This window comes from Clostridium sp. LS3 (genome assembly GCF_055330225.1).
In genome coordinates this window covers 3,449,427-3,466,498 of the sequence record NZ_CM143921.1, presented here as the reverse complement: position 1 = coordinate 3,466,498, position 17,072 = coordinate 3,449,427, and the positions used below count along the sequence as shown (strand labels likewise).

Below are 17,072 nucleotides of genomic sequence, written 5' to 3'. Positions count from 1 at the left end.
AAAGTTTTATATTATAGTAACCATATTTATGATAGAATTTAAATATATAACTTCTAAATTAAAAGGGGGAAGGGTTTTGGACATATTTTTAAATACTGTTATGAATTTAGGCCTAAGTTTATTATTTGGAGCAGTAGGGATATTAGTATTAGTAATTGGATATAAGATTTTTGATGCAATAATACCTGCTGATTTTAATAAAGAGTTAGAAAAAGGTAATACAGCGGTTGCTATTTTTTTAGCTGGGGCATTAATTGGCATAGCAATAATAGTATCACAAGTTGTAAAATAAGTTGTTTAAATAATGGGCAAGGGATAAATATCCTTTGCCCGTTGGCACTTATATGGCAGTTATGTGACAGAGACTTTTAAAATAAGTTCTTTAATGTTATAATAAAATGAATTTAGGAAAACATAGAAACAAAAGATTAGAAAAAATCCTAGGGGGAATTACTATGATAAAAAAAATAGTAACAATATTAATTTGTGGATTAATTACTACATCACTAATGGCTTGTAGTAGTTTAAGTGATAAGAAGGTAAAGGAAGAACCAGCACCAGCTAAAGTTGAGGAAAAGCAATTTATAGGAGAAGGTGAGTGGGCAAGAAATTATACAAAGGATGAAGTAACAGCTTTAAATAGTGAAATATTTACAAGAGTTGAAGAGGTAGCTAACTTTTATGGATTAGAATACTCTAAAGAGGAAAAGGTAAAAGAAGAAAACGGAGAAACAGTGAATAATAATAATATATACGTAGATAATTTAAATCCAGAGCCAAATAGAATGGAAAGTATGTATTATGGATTTAAAATTTATGGTTCAGATATGGCTAAAGGAAGCTTAAATTTAAAAATAGGATTTAAGCTAGATATAAACCAAATAAAGACAGAGGAAAAATTTGATTTTGCAGAAACTTCAATAGCTTCATTTTCAGAAGCGATGACAAATGACAAGGAAAGAGATTACTCTGATTTAAATAAGCAGATAATAGATATAGTTTTAAATGAAAAATCAGAGGGAACAATAGAAACTAACTTGAATGGTTTAGTAGAAACTATAACTATAAAAAATGACTTTTTATTATATAAGTTAGATTCTAAAAAATATGACTTTAAAAAGTAATACATATTTAAATTTATAATTTAGGAGGATATAGAATTGGTAGATAACGAAGGGTTAGAAATGAACAACGAAGATATATCTAAAAAAGATGATGTAAACAAAGAAATAGATTCAAATGAATATTTTCAAGATAATTCTATTAACGAAGGTAAAATAATTGAAGCTGTAGATGAAGAGGAAATTCAGAAAGATGAATCTAAGGAAGATATCAAAGATATAAAATTTGTAGAAAGAATCTTAGCTACAATAATAGATCAAATAATATCTTTATCAGTAGCATTAGTTTTATTAATTGTGTTTGATTTTACACTAAAATTATTAGGATTTTATATTGCTGAAAGACAACCAATGTTCCTAATAGTGTATATTATAGTTAATATAATTTATGCTCCAATTTGTGAGTCAACAGGACTTAAAAAAACTATAGGAAGAAAACTAGTGTTAAAATAAACATTAATTAGGAGATAGAATGAGAAAAGGAAGTACAGTACAAGTTAAAATAGATAAAACAGAATTTCCATCAGTTGGAGTAGGCACTCTAGAAGGAAGAAAGATATATGTAAAAGGTGCTTTTCCTGGGCAATTAGTAAGTGGAAGAGTTAAGAAGAAAAGAGAAGGCTATGCAGAGTTAAAGCTTTTATCAGTTGATGAAAAATCAGATTATGAAATAGATAAGGCTTGCGAACACTTTGGAGTATGTGGTGGTTGTACATCACAAAACTTAACTTATGATAAGCAATTAGATTTTTTAAGTGAAGAAGTAAAAGAATTATTTAAAGATGCCAATATCACTATGGGAAATTACTTAGGTGTTGTAGGAAGTAAAGAGCAATGGGAATATAGAAATAAAATGGAATTTACCTTTGGAGACTTTGAAAAAGGTGGAGAATTAACTCTAGGTATGCATATGAAGGGAAAATCTTTTGGTATTATAACAGTTGATAAATGTATGATAGTTGACGAAGATTTTAGAACTATAATAAGAGAAACTGTTAATTACTTTAAGGATAAAGAATTACCATACTATAGAGTTATGAAAAGAGAAGGATATTTAAGACACCTAGTAATAAGAAAAGCTATAAATACTGGTGAATTAATGGTTAATTTAGTTACTACAACTCAAATAGATTTTAACTTGAAAGAATATGTAGATTTACTAAAGGAACAAAATTATAAAGGTGAATTAGTATCTATACTACATACTGAAAATAATTCTTTTTCAGATGCGGTAATACCAGAAAAAGTAAATTTATTATTTGGTAAAGACTATATAATAGAAAATTTACTAGGTCTTAGCTTTAAAATATCTCCATTTTCATTTTTCCAGACAAATACTAAAGGAGCAGAAAGTCTTTATAGTATAGTTAGAGATTTTATGGGAGAATCAAATGATAAGGTAGTATTTGATCTTTACTGTGGAACAGGTACAATAGGTCAAATAGCAGCTTCAAATGCTAAAAAGGTAGTAGGAATAGAGCTTATAGAGGAAGCTGTAGAAGCGGCAAAGGAAAATGCTAAGTTAAATGGATTAAATAATTGTGAGTTTTTAGCCGGAGATGTTGCAGAGATAATAAAAACAGTTAAAGATAAACCAGATATTATAATATTAGATCCACCAAGAAGTGGAGTACATCCTAAAGCATTAGAATATGTAATAAAGTTCAATGCTAAGGAAATAATTTATGTATCATGCAATCCTAAAACTTTAGTAGAAAACTTAAAGGACTTAATATCATCAGGATACACAATAGTTGAAAGTTGCGTTAAGGATATGTTCCCAAACACGCCACACGGTGAAGTTGTAATAAAGCTACAAAGAAAGCAAAGTTAGAACCTTGAGAAATCATGGTTCTTTTTTTATTTTCTAGAAATTAGTGAGCCTTTTGATGAATATTAATATTATAAATGCACATATTATTTAGTTTTATAATATATATATCATTAATAAATATAAATTAGCTTAGTGATTAAACAATTAAAAGGGGGATTCAATTTGGGTGAGCAAAATAATAATGGCTTAGAAATCAAAAATAATTCTACTAATGGTATGGCAATAGTTGGACTTGTTTTAGGTATTGTTTCATGGCTTTTAAATTTTTGGGGAATCGTTGGAATATTAGCAATAGTTTTTTCTGCAATTGCTTTATCACAAGTTTCAAATACTTCTCAAAAGGGAAAAGGTTTTGCAATTTTTGGTCTAGTATCTGGTATTATTAATTTACTTTATGCCTTTATTGTAATAATGTTTATACTTTAGTGTTTTTAGGGAGAAGAATATGAGATAAAGTTTAAAGAACAAATAATCACAGAAACAATACAAATAATTAATTAAGATTTAATAATAGGCTTAAAATATTATTTGAATAATAATACAAATTTAGATAGCATTTACCAAGGTATAAATAAATATGAGGAAAATTTTAACTACTAAATTATAAGATTTCGTATTAAGAGATACGAAATCTTATTTTTATGTTCAAAGGTTTAGTTAAAGTGAACATAAAACGTAAAATTTACTTCTTAAGAATGGCCTAAAATGGTGATTGTAATTTATTTTATAAAAAATTTTTTTATAAGTATGCCAAGAAAATATGTCGTTTTTTTCTTTTTTTTCAATACATAATATGACATGAGGAAAGTGTTTTAAGTGATAAAATTATTGTAACAAGCTTGTTATAACAATTTAGTTGCCGACTCAATATTAATATAAAAATATTAGTAGAGGTGAGAATGTGAATAGAAGGAAAATATTAAATCAATTAATTTCAACTTCTGTAATTTTTACAATGTGTTTGTCAGCAGTACCCACTATGCATGCTAAAGCTAGTACAAATATATATGTAAATCCAGCAGCTCAATATCAAACTATGGAAGGTTGGGGAACAGCTTTAGCATGGTGGGCAGACATTGTTGGAGGCTGGTCACAACCGAATAAAGATGCAATTATGGATACACTATATGATGCTAATAAAGGACTAGGTTTTAATATTGCAAGGTATAACATAGGAGGAGGGGAGAATCCTAATCACCAGCATATGAGAGCAGGAGGAGAAGTACCTGGTTCTCAACCAGAAAATGGGGTATGGGATTGGAATGCAGATGACAGACAAAAAAGTATTTTATTAGAAGCAAATAAGAGAGGGGCTAACATACTTGAAGCATTTTCTAATTCACCACCATATTGGATGACAAAGAGCGGTTGTACTTCAGGTAAAGGATTAGCACCTATATTTGGAGTTAATAATCTTCAAGATTCTAAGTACACAGACTTCGCTGATTATTTAACAGAAGTTGTAAAGCATTTTAGGGACTATGATGGAATTAATTTTACTACCTTATCACCTATAAATGAGCCTAATTCTCCTGCTTGGTGTTATAATGGTGCACAAGAGGGATGTCATTGGGATAGAAGTAATCAAAATACTATCATGAAAGAAGTTGGAAAAAAGATAGAAGAAAAAAATCTTGATACAATACTTTCTGGACCAGAAGAGAATACTATTGATGAAACTATAGATTCATATAATTATTATGATAATACAGCAAAGTCATATATTTCTCAAATAAATACTCATTCTTATGCTGGTAGTAAACGTTATGAACTTAAAGAACTCGCAGCAAGAGAAAATAAAAATTTATGGATGTCAGAGTATGGATGTGGAGGAGATTGGAGAGAACCTATAAGTTCTCATGATCATTCTTCTATGAAGTGGCCATTGAGGCTTGCAAATACAATAACCAGTGATATAAATGATATGGGAGTTCCTTCATGGGTTTATTGGCAGGCTGTAGAAGGTGAAGAAGGAGCTGTATCAGGAAAACATTCATGGGGACTAATTCACGCAACCTTTGAAGGTGGAAAAGAAGAATATTGGTATACTAATCAATATTACGTAATGGGTAATTACAGCAAGTTTATAAGACCAGGTGCTAAGATTATAAATTCAGGTAATAATAAGACTGTTGCAGCTTATGATGAAAATAATAATACATTAGTGTTAGTTGTGACAAATGATACAACTTCAGCACAAGAATATAATTTTGATTTATCAGCATTTAATACTTTAGGAACAAGTGCTAATGTATACAGAACATCTTTTAGTGAAGCTTTAAGTAAGGTTAATGATGTAAATATTCAAAATAAAGCTTTGAGTGTTACAGCAAACCCTGAGTCAGTTACAACGTATGTAATTTCAAATGTTAATTATAATGGTATGAAAAGTATAAATGATACTATTGTTGGAAATCAGCAAGAAAAATTCAACTATGTGGAAAACTGGAATTACAAAGCAGGTATATCAGCTTTTTCCAATGACTGTCATTGGACTGAGACAGCAGATAGTTATTTTGAAAGCAAATTTACAGGAACTCAAGTATCTCTATATGGAGAAAAGAATACTTACCATGGCATAGCAGCAATATCTATAGATGGTGGGCCAGAGGTTAAAGTAAATTGTTATGCTCCAACTAGGACAGATAACACTTTATTATATACAAGTCCTCTATTAGAATCAGGGGAGCATACTATAAAAGTAAGAGCAACTGGAGAAAAGGATCCTAATTCAACGAGTATAGTATTAACAGCAGATAGATTAGATGTGTATAATGATGGTTTAAGGAACCCGATAAATTTAGCATTAGGAAAACAAGCTACAGCAGATAGTGTAGAAGGCCGAAAAAAACATTACGCTAATAATGCCACTGATGGTCTTACAAATACGGAATGGATTGCTAATGATGGATATTGGACTCACTGGTTACAGGTGGATCTTGGTGATATTTATAGTGTGGATTCAACTGAGATAAATAGAGAATCTAATGGAAGCCCATATAAATATTACATTGAAACATCTACAGATGGAGTTAATTGGGCGATTATAAGTGATAAACGACAAAATATGAATGCAGACAATATGCAAGCTGATAAATTTAATGCTATACAAGCTAGATATGTAAGAATACAATTTACTGAAGTAAATGGATGGGTTAGCTTAAGAGAATTTAAGGTTTTTGGATATTAATAGATAAAGAGAAGTATATTTAATTAATAAAGCTATGTTTTAGGTTAATTTTAAATACGAGTTTAAATTGTAAAACCTAGATAATTACAAAGCTTTTAAAGACATAAACTTTAGATGAAAATCTTAAGTTTATGTCTTTTTATTTTTAAATGATTAGTGACAAAAGAGTACTCATACCTGTTTTAGTTATGGTTGGTGTCAAGAAGTAATATTCACTTAGATGCAACACTAAAAGGAGAATGGTGTTAGTAAGATAATAGAGTTATTGTATATTTAGAAGATGTTGTTGAGGAATTATGGCTTATGTTTAGAAAACAATATATAATAATATATTAAGCGGTGAGAATATGAAAATTAAGTAAATTAAAAGTAGAGCTGTATGCCTTCTATATAGTACAAGAATCTTTTGGATTTTATTTATTTTTAAATTTGATACTTTTTTATTAAAAGTAGATGGACAAGTACTATCTTTAGAGTAACAATATTTGAAAGTACAGTCATTTGCTAATCTATTTAGTATGATATATAATCTTTATTTGAGCTTTTAGTAATCCCAATATAGAATCGATTATTATTAGTTTATAGGTTAGGGTTAATGATGTATAAAGATATAAACATCTATAAATTATTTTTAAGCATTTATTTGTTCGCGAAATATAATTATAAACATAAGATAAAATGATTGGAGGGGAAATATGAATTTACTTAAAGAACTTTTTAGAAGTAATCCGGATAGATATGTATTCGATAATTTTGGATTTATACATATAGTAATTTTGATAATAACATTTAGTGGTTGTTTTATTATTATAAAGAAGAGAAGAGTGTTTAAAGAAAATAGTATTCTCTGTAAAAAAATTAAAAATACTATGATAATAATTATGCTAACACAACAAGTTATTTTATATTTATGGTATATATTATCAAGATATAATACATTAAGCCAGGGGCTACCACTTTATAATTGTAGAGTGGCTATTATATCAATAGCTATAGGGTTATTAATAAATAATAAAGCGTTAAAATCATTAGGAGTATATTGGGGGTCTTTTGGAGCAATTTTTGCACTAGTAATGCCGGGCGTAGATCCATTTAAATTTCCACACTATACTCAAATTTCATATTTTGTAGGTCATATATGTTTATTGTGGTCTATAACGTATATTTTAGTAATTGAAGATTTTAAATTCACAGTTACAAGTTTAAAAGAAATTTTAATATTCACTAATGTTTACCATGGAATAGTTTTTATTATTGATATAGTAATTGGAGCTAATTATTGTTATTTAATAGAGTCACCTATAAGATTATTTATGAACATGCCACAATTATTATATACATTTACTTTTATGATGATATTTAATATAGCTATTTTAGTAAACTATAAAGTTTGTAAATCACTCTTATATAGAATATATAAGAGTGATTTACTCTAATATGAACAACTAAATTCAAATCATTTCTATAATAGCCATTAACAAATATTATGTTTCTATATTTTTTACTAATTATAATAATCTGATTACTATGATACGAAAATACAAATTTATAGTGAGATTCAGAATTTTTTTCATTTTAATTAAACGGTGTAGCTAAAAACTTATCTACAAAATCTAGTTTAAATCTATCTAAATCATATTGAATGTAATAACGCCTTACTCTAGGCCAGGTCTCCTTTTTATTATTTTTATATTTTCCCAATTTACATATTTGATCTTCATGCAATTTAGTAAATATTTAATATGATAAATATAACAATATGTTACAAGAATAAAACAAATTATAAAAAATGATATTTGTTTTATTAATTTATAAAAATAGGTTTTAAATAAAAAAATATTATAAAATTATATTAGGTAAACTAACAAAAATTAATTGATATAGGGGGATTGTTTATGTATAAAGTAGAAATAAATGGAGTTCAAATGAAATTTATAAGAGAATTCTTTGACAATTATGAGGATAACAAGGTTAAGCTTATAGTAAACGATGATAGCAATAGAATAAAAATAGTTTATTCAGCAGAAACAAGCTTAACAGCTAATGAGTTAGAGGCTTACTTAAAATCAGAGTTTAAGACTAAATCAAAATATGGAACAACACTTTATTACACACTTAATGTTAAGTAACATATTAAAATAGAAAATAAGCTTATTTTTATAAATTGGAGGAAAAATAAATGAAGTTTTCAAATGATTTTTTATTTGGAGCAGCATCTGCATCATATCAAATAGAAGGGGCTTGGAATGAGGATGGAAAAGGGCTATCCAATTGGGATGTGTTTTCTAAAATTCCAGGAAAAACTTTTGAAGGTACTAATGGTGATATAGCAATAGATCATTATCATAGATATAAAGAGGATATAAAACTAATGGCAGAAATGGGATTAGAATCTTATAGATTTTCAATTTCATGGCCTAGAATAATACCAAATGGAATAGGAGAAGTAAATCAAAAAGGGATAGAATTTTATAATAATATAATAGATGAATGTTTAAAATATGGGATAGTTCCTTTTGCAACTTTATATCATTGGGATTTGCCACAAGTATTAGAAGAAAAAGGTGGGTGGACAAATAAGGAAACAATTGAATCTTTTGTAAAGTATTCAGAAATTTGTTATAAAGCTTTTGGTGATAGGGTTAAGCATTGGATTACATTTAACGAAACAGTAGTATTTTGTGGATTAGGATATTTGGCAGGGGCACATCCTCCAGCTATAGTAGGGGATATTAATAAGTATTTCCAAGCTACTCACAATGTATTTTTAGCTCATGCAAAATCAGTTGAATTGTACAAAACATTAAAGCAATATGGAGAAATAGGAATTACACATGTATTCTCACCAGCCTTTAGTATAGATGATAAGGAAGAAAATTTATTAGCTGCAGAGCATGTAAATAAAGTAGATATGCATTGGTATTATGATCCAATATTAAAAGGTGAATATCCTAAGTATGTTGTAGATCTTATTAGTAAAAAAGGTATTACTATTGATTGGACCAGTGAAGAATTAGAAATAATAAAAAGAGCAGCAGATAAAAATAATTTTATTGGACTAAATTATTATCAACCTCAAAGAGTAATGAAAAATAATATAGATGAACAGGTTGAAAGAAGTAGGGAAAATTCAACAGGAGCGCCTGGAAATCCGTCTTTCGATGGATTTTATAGAACAGTTAAAATGGATGATAATCAGTACACTAAATGGGGATGGGAAATATCTCCTGAAGCATTTTTAGATGGATTAAGAATGTTAAAAGAAAGATATGGAGATGTGAAGATATATATAACAGAAAATGGATTAGGAGATGAAGATCCTATTATAGAAGGTCAAGTAGTGGATATACCTAGAATTAAGTTTATAGAAACACATTTAAGAGCTGTTAAAAGTGCAATTAAAGAGGGAATAAACTTAAAAGGCTACTATGCATGGTCTGCTATAGATTTGTTAAGTTGGTTAAATGGATTTAAAAAACAATATGGATTTATATATGTTGACCATAAAAATAATTTAAATAGAAAGAAAAAAGCCTCTTTCTACTGGTACAAAAACGTAATAGAGACAAGAGGAGAAGATATTTAGATATAAAATTTAAATATACTTACATTGGCTGAAGTCTTTATTAATATAGATTTCAGCCTTTTATAAATATCTATTTAATAGTATAAAAATTTATTTATATCAAGTTGGTAAGAAGGGTGGAGTAATATGAGTAAATATTTAGGAATTGATATAGGTGGAACGTTTATAAAGTATGCCATTGTTGATGATAACTATAAAATATTAAAGAAGTGGAAAGTTGAATCTATTAAATTTGATACAAAAGAGAAATTTTATGATTATATGTGCCAAAATATCAGCGAATTAGAAATGATAGAAAGCATTGGAGTTAGTGCACCAGGGCTTATAGATGAATATGGAAATGTAAAATCAGATGCTGCTCCAAATGTAAAAATAATGCGTAATTCAAATATTAACGAAGAAATATCAAAAAGAACAGGTAAAAGAGTACTTTCTATAAATGATGCAAAATCAGCAGGGCTTTGTGAACTGAAAATTGGAAATGCAATGGGTAAAAAAAGTTCAGCTTTTCTAATAATAGGTACAGGCACTGGGGGATGCATTTGTGATGAAAATGGTGTTATATATGGAAATGATAGCTTTGCAGGTGAGTTTCATCATTTAACTTATTTTGATAATTTAAATAAAAGGTTTAATAAAATGGGAGATACTGCATCAATAGTTGGATTAATAAATATATATAATGAAAAGGTAAATGAAAGTGATAAAGCTTTATATGGCAGAGATATTATTTTAAAATATCTAAATAAAGAGAAATTAGCTATAGAAAGTATAGAGCAATGGATAAATAATATAGTTGCACAATTAGTGACAATAACAGCATTTTATAACCCTGAAACCATATATATAGGCGGAGGAATATCAGAGGAAGAGTGGCTGATTAATATTATTAATACTAAATATAAAGAAGTGTGCAATAAGAATTTAGGAGAGTATATTAAAACGAAAATAGATAGATGCAAATATAATAACGATGCTAATATACTTGGTGCCATAATAAATGTAAAATGTAATGCTTAAATGAACTTTTATATTGTTAATAGGAATTTTAAGTGGTATAGATATAACTATGTACATTATTTTTAATTTAAGAAAAGGGGACTAGTAATGTTTAGTTATAATAAAATACAAAGTTTGAATGAATTGGAATTATCACTCTATAACTATATAATGAAAAATAGTGAAAAAGTAATTTACATGAGGATAAGAGAATTAGCAAATGAAGCTCACGTATCTACTACAACTATATTAAGATTTTGTAAAAAACTAGATTGTGAGGGCTTTTCTGAATTTAAATTAAAATTCAAAATGTATATAGAAGAAGGTGGAGGAAAGGAATTAACAGATAACACTTCAATGATAATTGACTTTTTAAAAAAAGCACAAACTAAAGACTATAGAGAAAAAATAGATATGGTTTGTGATGAATTAAATAAAGCAAGTACTATAATATTTGTTGGAATAGGCTTTTCAGGAATACTTTCTAAGTATTCAGCAAGGTATATTTCTGCTATAGGAAGAAATGCAATATATATTGATGATCCATTTTATCCGATTAATTTCAAATACACAGAGAATTATGTAACAATTGCCTTTTCTGTTTCGGGAGAAACACCAACTGTAATAGATCATATAAATGGCTTAAAGAGAAAAGGTAGCAAAATAATAAGTATAACTAATAATGAAGATTCAACTTTAGCAAAGATATCTGATATAAATATTGGATATTATGTGCAACAAGAGAAAACAGAAGAAAACGATATTACCACTCAAATTCCAGCATTATATATCATTGAAACTATAGGAAGAAAATTATATAGAAATTATAAGGGTAGATGATTTTTCATCTACCTATTATTTTTTGATAACAATATGTATTTTATAAGATTTTTAAATTTATAGTATTTAATTAAATTATATTATTTTAACTAATACGAGCAGAGAAATAATATAAGAAATATGTTTTGAAGGAAACAATTTGTTACATAAATGTAACAAGTTATAAAGAGTTGAGGTATGTTTTTTTAAGTTTTGAAAATGATTACAAGGGTATTTTTATAAGTTATAATATGAACATCAAGGGAGAAAGGAGGAGGTAATCTTGATTTATGAAAAACTCGATAAATTTAAAGATGGGTTCTTATGGGGAAGCGCTTCTGCAGCATATCAAATTGAAGGATCTTATGATATTGACGGAAAAGGCTTGAGTATTTGGGATAAATTCACTGAGATACCAGGCACAACTTACAAAGGAACTAATGGAAAAGTAGCAGTAGATCACTATCATAGATACAAAGAAGATATAGAATTGATGAAGGAGATGGGATTAAAAGCCTACAGATTTTCAATAGCATGGAGTAGAATTTATCCGAAAGGAAGAGGAGAGGTAAATGAAAAAGGCCTAGAGTTTTATGATAAGTTAATAGATGAACTTATTGCTAATGAAATAAAACCAATTATAACTATATATCATTGGGATCTACCACAACACCTTCAAGAATTATATGGAGGCTGGGAATCTAGAGAAATAATAGAGGATTTTAATAATTATTGCATAACTCTCTATAAAAGATATGGTAAGAAAGTTAAATACTGGATAACTTTAAATGAACAGAATGTATTTATACTTTTAGGATATAAAATTGGAATACATCCTCCTAAGGTACAGGATGATAAAAGGATGCTTAAAGCGAATCACATTGCAAGTTTAGCTAATGCGAAGGCAATAGAATCATTTAGACAATATGTATCAAATGGAATGATAGGACCAAGTTTTGCTTTTACTCCTAATTATGCTTATACATGCAAACCAGAGGATGCTTTAGCTAGAGAAAACGCTGAAGATATGAATTGTCATTGGTGGTTAGATGTATATTGTTTTGGAAACTATCCAGCATTTGCATTAAGTAGATATGAAAAACAAGGGATAGCGCCAGAGATTGAGGATGGAGATTTAGAACTTTTAGAGAGAGGAAAACCTGATTTTATAGGGATAAATTATTATAGAAGTGAAACGGTTGAGGCAAATGCGATAGGTGGACTTAATAATTTTGAAGAAATAAATACATCAGGTAAGAAGGGAACTGCTAAAGATTACGGAATACCTGGTAGCTTTAAGAGTATAAAAAATCCTTATTTAGAGAGAACGAATTGGGATTGGGAAATAGATCCTACAGGACTTAGGATTGGCATTAGAAGGATAAATAGCCGATATAGACTACCTATATTAGTTACAGAAAATGGACTTGGAGAATTTGATAAGCTTGAAGGTGGGGACATAATAAATGATGAATATAGAATAGATTTCATAAGAAATCATATTAAAGCTTGTAAAGAAGCAATAACTGATGGAGTAGAATTATTAGGATATTGTACATGGTCCTTTACAGATTTATTAAGTTGGCTTAATGGATATCAAAAAAGATATGGATTTGTTTATATAAATAGAAATGAAAATGATGAAAAAGACTTAAGGCGTATAAAAAAGAGAAGTTTTTATTGGTATAAAAATGTTATAAGAACTAATGGAGAAGAGCTTTAGTTATATTTTTAAGAATAAATTTTAGGAGGGATTATAATGAAAAATATTTTATTAGTATGTGCAGCAGGAATGTCAACAAGTCTTTTAGTAAATAAAATGAAAGGTGCAGCAAAAGAAAAAGGAATAGAAATAAATATTGAAGCTCTACCAGTTTCAGAATGCTCAAGAGTTATAGATAAGGTAGATATAGTGTTATTAGGACCACAAGTAAGGTTCCAAAAACCACAAGTAGATGCATTAGTTAAAGGAAGAATACCTGTAGAAGTAATAGATATGAGACTATACGGAACTATGAATGGTAAAGCAATTCTAGAAAATGTATTAAAAACACTTGGTTTATAATCAAGATTTTAATAAATAAGTAATATTTATGAGGGGGAATAAATATATGAGCATTATGACGAGATTTGAAAATGGAATAGAAAGATTACTTGTACCTGTAGCAACAAAATTAAATTCACAAAGACATATTTGTGCAATTAGAGACGCATTTATCCTAACATTTCCATTAACAATGGCTGGGTCATTAATGGTATTATTAAACTTTGTTTTATTATCACCAGATGGATTTATAGCTAAATTATTAAAATTAGGCACTTTAATACCTAATTTAGCAGATTATCAAGCAATATTTGCACCTGTATTAAAAGGATCTTTGGATATTTTAGCAATTTTAATAGTGTTTTTAATAGCAAGAAACCTTGCAAGAACCTTAGGTGCAGATGACTTATTAACTGGACTTACTGCTGTTTCAGTTTTCTTTATTATATATCCAGCAGGTAAAGATGGGGCAATTTCAACTCAATATATGGGACCGCAAGGATTATTCGTTGCAATAATTGTTGGCTTATTAGTTGGAGAAATATTATCAAGACTTTCTAAAAGTCCAAAGCTTGAGATAAAAATGCCTGAACAAGTACCACCAGCAGTTGCAAGAACTTTTAAAATATTATTTCCAATAATAATAGTAACAATTAGTTTTTCAGTTGCAAATTTCTTATTATTAAAGGTTACTGATGGTGGTGGAATTCATACATTAGTTTATAATGTATTACAAAAACCATTAACTAAATTAGGAACAAGTGTATTCTCAGTTATTGTATTTGCAGTAGTATCTAACTTGTTATGGATAATGGGAATACATGGACCAAATACAGTTGCAGCTGTAAGAGATACTATGTTTGCTGAAGCTAATGCAGCTAATTTAGCTTATGTACAAGCTAATGGGAGTGCATGGGGAGCGCCTTTTCCAACGACTTGGGCATTAAATGATGCCTTTGCAAATTATGGTGGATCAGGAATGACATTAGGGTTAATAATAGCAATATTTATTTTCTCAAGAATGAAAGATCAAAAAGATATAGCAAAACTATCAATTGCACCTGGATTGTTTAATATTAATGAATCAGTAATATTTGGCTTACCAATAGTATTAAACCCAATATTTATAATTCCATTTCTACTTGTACCAGTAGTAAATATTTTAATTGGTTATGGAGCTATTATGTTAAGAATAATTCCACCAGTAGCATATGGAGTACCGTGGACTACACCAGGACCATTAATTCCATTTTTAGGAACAGGAGCGAATTTTATGGGGCTTGTTGTTGGATTAGTTTGCTTAGCTGTTAGTGTTCTTATATATGCACCATTTGTTATTGCATCTAATAAGGCAGCTGCAAAAATGCAAGGAACTCAGGAGTATTCAGATACAGAAAGTATGTAATAAAAAATAATGCATGCAGAAGACCAATTAATTAGTGCAGAAACTATAAAAGATATAGCGGTAGAACTTGTAGAAATGAGCAAAATATTTAAAAAGAATTAAATATAAATCTTAAATAATAGAGGTAGTATCAGCAAAAAACTGACACTACCTCTAGATTTTTTCTTAATAATTATGAGATAATACTATAGTAATTATATAATAAAATAAAAATGTATATAATTAAAGAATAATAAATCAAAATAAAGAATAAATAACAAATATATTATGTAAAATTTTTAGTGGAGGAAATATGGTATTAAATATAAGTAGCATAGATATAAATATTTTAAGGTTTATAAGTGATAATCTATCAAGTCCAATTATGGATAAAATAATGAGTTTTATAACAGCATTGGGAAATGGTGGGCTTATATGGATAATTATAGGGATAATCTTATTATTTAGTAATAAGTATAGGAAAATAGGAATCACAATGTTAGTAGCCCTTTTGATAACGAGTTTATTTGGAGAGGTAATTATAAAAAATATAGTAAAAAGACCAAGACCTTTTATTACATTTCCTGATATAAAAATTATGATAAAGGCACCACTATCATATTCATTTCCATCAGGACATACAGCGTCTTCATTTGCAGCAGCAGTTGTACTTAGTAATTATATAAAGCAATGGAAATATCTATTTTACTCATTAGCATCACTTATTGCATTTTCTAGACTATATCTTTTGGTGCATTATCCTTCTGATGTGTTAGGAGGAATAATATTAGGAGTTGTATGTGGCTTAATTACTATTAAAATAATTAATAATATTAAATTAGAAAGGCTGTCCAATGAGTGATGGCCTTTTTAAATTATTAATAAATAAGCCTTAAGTAAGCTTTTTGTAAAAAAGTACAAAAAAAATGTTAGCAATTGTGATAAAATACTATTGAATAAAAACGTTTTCAAAAGTATAATTTAAATATAAGATAAAGAAAATATATAAAATAAGAGTTTTAATTTTTAGTTTTTTGGAAACGTTACCTGTTTCATGAATGTTATGAAAACGTTAAAAATTTTATTCGGTGGGTGAAACTTATGTATGAGTTAGAAAACTCTTTTCAAAAAATAAGTGAAGAAATTCAAATTCCCTTCAAAATAAGTAAAAAAGATGGATCTGTAATAGCTGATTTTATGCAAAGAAAAAATTGTAAAGTTATTAGTAGTATTTTAAACATTTCAACTGAAGAATTGCTATTAGAAACATACCATAATTATAGTAATTGTATAAGTTTGTTGAAATACTGTTTAGAACAACAACTAAGCAATGTAGTCAAATCGAAAGAAGAAATAATAGCAGATATAATAAAGGGAAAGGGATTTTCCGACGATGTTCTACAAGAAGTTATTAAGGATAAGCCCTTTAAATTAATACTTATTTATTTGAAGGACAAGCACTTTAAAGCTCTAAAATTAATAGAAAAAAATTATTTAAGAAACGAGAGTATAATTGTACATCATGATGAATATATTCTTATAGTAAGCAAAAATGATATTAGTAAGGAAAAAATTAAAGAATTATACATTGAATTAAAAAAGAATGTAACAGAAGAATGTTGTATAAGTTATTGTAAGATAAATGAATACAATGAATTTAAGGAGAAATTTGAATATCTTAAGGAAAATTTAGAAGTATGTCTAAAGTATAATTTACCATCAGAAATATATACAGAAAATTCATTATTATTAGAAAAAATTATAAAAAATGTAGATGAAAAAGAGATTAACAGAGTATATAAGCAATATAATGAGGTTTTTTCTAAATTGGATGATGGTTTAATAAAAACTATAGAAATATTTTTCAGTGAAGGTCTAAAGATAAGCGAGTCTGCGGACAAGTTATATATTCATAGGAACACTTTATTTTATAGAATTGATAAAATAAAAAAAATAGTTAATTATGATATATCTAATTTTAATGAAGCAATAGAATTTAAAATATTATTTTTACTTTGGAAAGAAGCAAGATTTAAGAATAAAGTTTAAAGTTTTATGGAAACGGTACCGGTAAGGTTACCTATAAATAATATCA

The 17,072-nt window shown here is 27.9% G+C and carries 16 protein-coding genes; all 16 read left to right on the top strand.

The window, feature by feature from the left end:
- Nucleotides 1-76: 76 nt before the first annotated feature.
- The 16 genes from ACZJV1_RS16295 to ACZJV1_RS16220 all read left to right on the top strand — a co-directional run bounded on the left by ACZJV1_RS16295 (nt 77) and on the right by ACZJV1_RS16220 (nt 17,026).
- Nucleotides 77-292 (top strand): DUF350 domain-containing protein, encoded by a 216-nt coding sequence (locus tag ACZJV1_RS16295; protein WP_411168919.1) that lies wholly within the window; start codon nt 77-79, stop codon nt 290-292.
- Nucleotides 293-455: 163 nt separating this feature from the next.
- Nucleotides 456-1,124: a hypothetical protein gene (locus ACZJV1_RS16290; RefSeq protein ID WP_463650821.1), complete on the top strand. Its 669-nt coding sequence runs from the start codon at nt 456-458 to the stop codon at nt 1,122-1,124.
- A gap of 36 nt (nt 1,125-1,160) precedes the next feature.
- The gene (locus tag ACZJV1_RS16285) at nt 1,161-1,574 is read left to right on the top strand and encodes a hypothetical protein (protein ID WP_463650820.1); all 414 of its coding nucleotides are present in this window, start codon (nt 1,161-1,163) and stop codon (nt 1,572-1,574) included.
- A gap of 19 nt (nt 1,575-1,593) precedes the next feature.
- Nucleotides 1,594-2,955 carry a 23S rRNA (uracil(1939)-C(5))-methyltransferase RlmD gene (gene rlmD, locus ACZJV1_RS16280; RefSeq protein ID WP_460286592.1) on the top strand — a complete coding sequence of 454 codons (1,362 nt, stop codon included), beginning with the start codon at nt 1,594-1,596 and terminating at the stop codon, nt 2,953-2,955.
- A 162-nt stretch (nt 2,956-3,117) separates the two neighbouring features.
- Complete coding sequence (locus ACZJV1_RS16275; RefSeq protein WP_463650819.1) at nt 3,118-3,381, top strand: DUF4190 domain-containing protein; 264 nt, start codon at nt 3,118-3,120, stop codon at nt 3,379-3,381.
- A gap of 475 nt (nt 3,382-3,856) precedes the next feature.
- A complete protein-coding gene (locus ACZJV1_RS16270) occupies nt 3,857-6,145 on the top strand; it encodes a glycoside hydrolase (protein WP_463650818.1) in 2,289 nt (762 codons plus the stop codon).
- A gap of 695 nt (nt 6,146-6,840) precedes the next feature.
- Nucleotides 6,841-7,581 (top strand): TMEM164-related integral membrane acyltransferase, encoded by a 741-nt coding sequence (locus ACZJV1_RS16265; protein ID WP_460286594.1) that lies wholly within the window; start codon nt 6,841-6,843, stop codon nt 7,579-7,581.
- Between the two features lie 459 nt (nt 7,582-8,040).
- Entirely contained in the window at nt 8,041-8,274 is a 234-nt protein-coding gene (locus ACZJV1_RS16260; protein WP_322390298.1) for a hypothetical protein, read from the top strand.
- Between the two features lie 50 nt (nt 8,275-8,324).
- Entirely contained in the window at nt 8,325-9,731 is a 1,407-nt protein-coding gene (locus tag ACZJV1_RS16255; RefSeq protein WP_463650817.1) for a GH1 family beta-glucosidase, read from the top strand.
- Between the two features lie 126 nt (nt 9,732-9,857).
- A complete protein-coding gene (locus tag ACZJV1_RS16250; RefSeq protein ID WP_463650816.1) occupies nt 9,858-10,751 on the top strand; it encodes an ROK family protein in 894 nt (297 codons plus the stop codon).
- Between the two features lie 87 nt (nt 10,752-10,838).
- Nucleotides 10,839-11,570, top strand: a complete 732-nt coding sequence (locus tag ACZJV1_RS16245; RefSeq protein ID WP_460286598.1) for a MurR/RpiR family transcriptional regulator — start codon at nt 10,839-10,841, stop codon at nt 11,568-11,570.
- Between the two features lie 262 nt (nt 11,571-11,832).
- Nucleotides 11,833-13,272 carry a glycoside hydrolase family 1 protein gene (locus ACZJV1_RS16240; RefSeq protein ID WP_463650815.1) on the top strand — a complete coding sequence of 480 codons (1,440 nt, stop codon included), beginning with the start codon at nt 11,833-11,835 and terminating at the stop codon, nt 13,270-13,272.
- A gap of 36 nt (nt 13,273-13,308) precedes the next feature.
- On the top strand, nt 13,309-13,614 hold the full coding sequence (locus ACZJV1_RS16235; protein WP_322459296.1) for a PTS sugar transporter subunit IIB: 306 nt from the start codon (nt 13,309-13,311) through the stop codon (nt 13,612-13,614).
- A gap of 46 nt (nt 13,615-13,660) precedes the next feature.
- Nucleotides 13,661-14,998 (top strand): PTS sugar transporter subunit IIC, encoded by a 1,338-nt coding sequence (locus ACZJV1_RS16230; protein WP_463650814.1) that lies wholly within the window; start codon nt 13,661-13,663, stop codon nt 14,996-14,998.
- Between the two features lie 292 nt (nt 14,999-15,290).
- Nucleotides 15,291-15,839, top strand: a complete 549-nt coding sequence (locus ACZJV1_RS16225; protein ID WP_463650813.1) for a phosphatase PAP2 family protein — start codon at nt 15,291-15,293, stop codon at nt 15,837-15,839.
- Between the two features lie 239 nt (nt 15,840-16,078).
- Nucleotides 16,079-17,026: a PucR family transcriptional regulator gene (locus ACZJV1_RS16220; protein WP_463650812.1), complete on the top strand. Its 948-nt coding sequence runs from the start codon at nt 16,079-16,081 to the stop codon at nt 17,024-17,026.
- Nucleotides 17,027-17,072: the final 46 nt, after the last annotated feature.

Bases quoted from the DNA above. Each gene is read 5' to 3' on its own strand.
- ACZJV1_RS16255 (WP_463650817.1), top strand. From the start codon at position 8,325: ATGAAGTTTTCAAATGATTTTTTATTTGGAGCAGCATCTGCATCATAT.
- ACZJV1_RS16290 (WP_463650821.1), top strand. From the start codon at position 456: ATGATAAAAAAAATAGTAACAATATTAATTTGTGGATTAATTACTACA.
- ACZJV1_RS16225 (WP_463650813.1), top strand. From the start codon at position 15,291: ATGGTATTAAATATAAGTAGCATAGATATAAATATTTTAAGGTTTATA.
- ACZJV1_RS16250 (WP_463650816.1), top strand. From the start codon at position 9,858: ATGAGTAAATATTTAGGAATTGATATAGGTGGAACGTTTATAAAGTAT.
- ACZJV1_RS16230 (WP_463650814.1), top strand. From the start codon at position 13,661: ATGAGCATTATGACGAGATTTGAAAATGGAATAGAAAGATTACTTGTA.
- ACZJV1_RS16265 (WP_460286594.1), top strand. From the start codon at position 6,841: ATGAATTTACTTAAAGAACTTTTTAGAAGTAATCCGGATAGATATGTA.
- ACZJV1_RS16235 (WP_322459296.1), top strand. From the start codon at position 13,309: ATGAAAAATATTTTATTAGTATGTGCAGCAGGAATGTCAACAAGTCTT.
- ACZJV1_RS16220 (WP_463650812.1), top strand. From the start codon at position 16,079: ATGTATGAGTTAGAAAACTCTTTTCAAAAAATAAGTGAAGAAATTCAA.
- rlmD (WP_460286592.1), top strand. From the start codon at position 1,594: ATGAGAAAAGGAAGTACAGTACAAGTTAAAATAGATAAAACAGAATTT.
- ACZJV1_RS16245 (WP_460286598.1), top strand. From the start codon at position 10,839: ATGTTTAGTTATAATAAAATACAAAGTTTGAATGAATTGGAATTATCA.
- ACZJV1_RS16260 (WP_322390298.1), top strand. From the start codon at position 8,041: ATGTATAAAGTAGAAATAAATGGAGTTCAAATGAAATTTATAAGAGAA.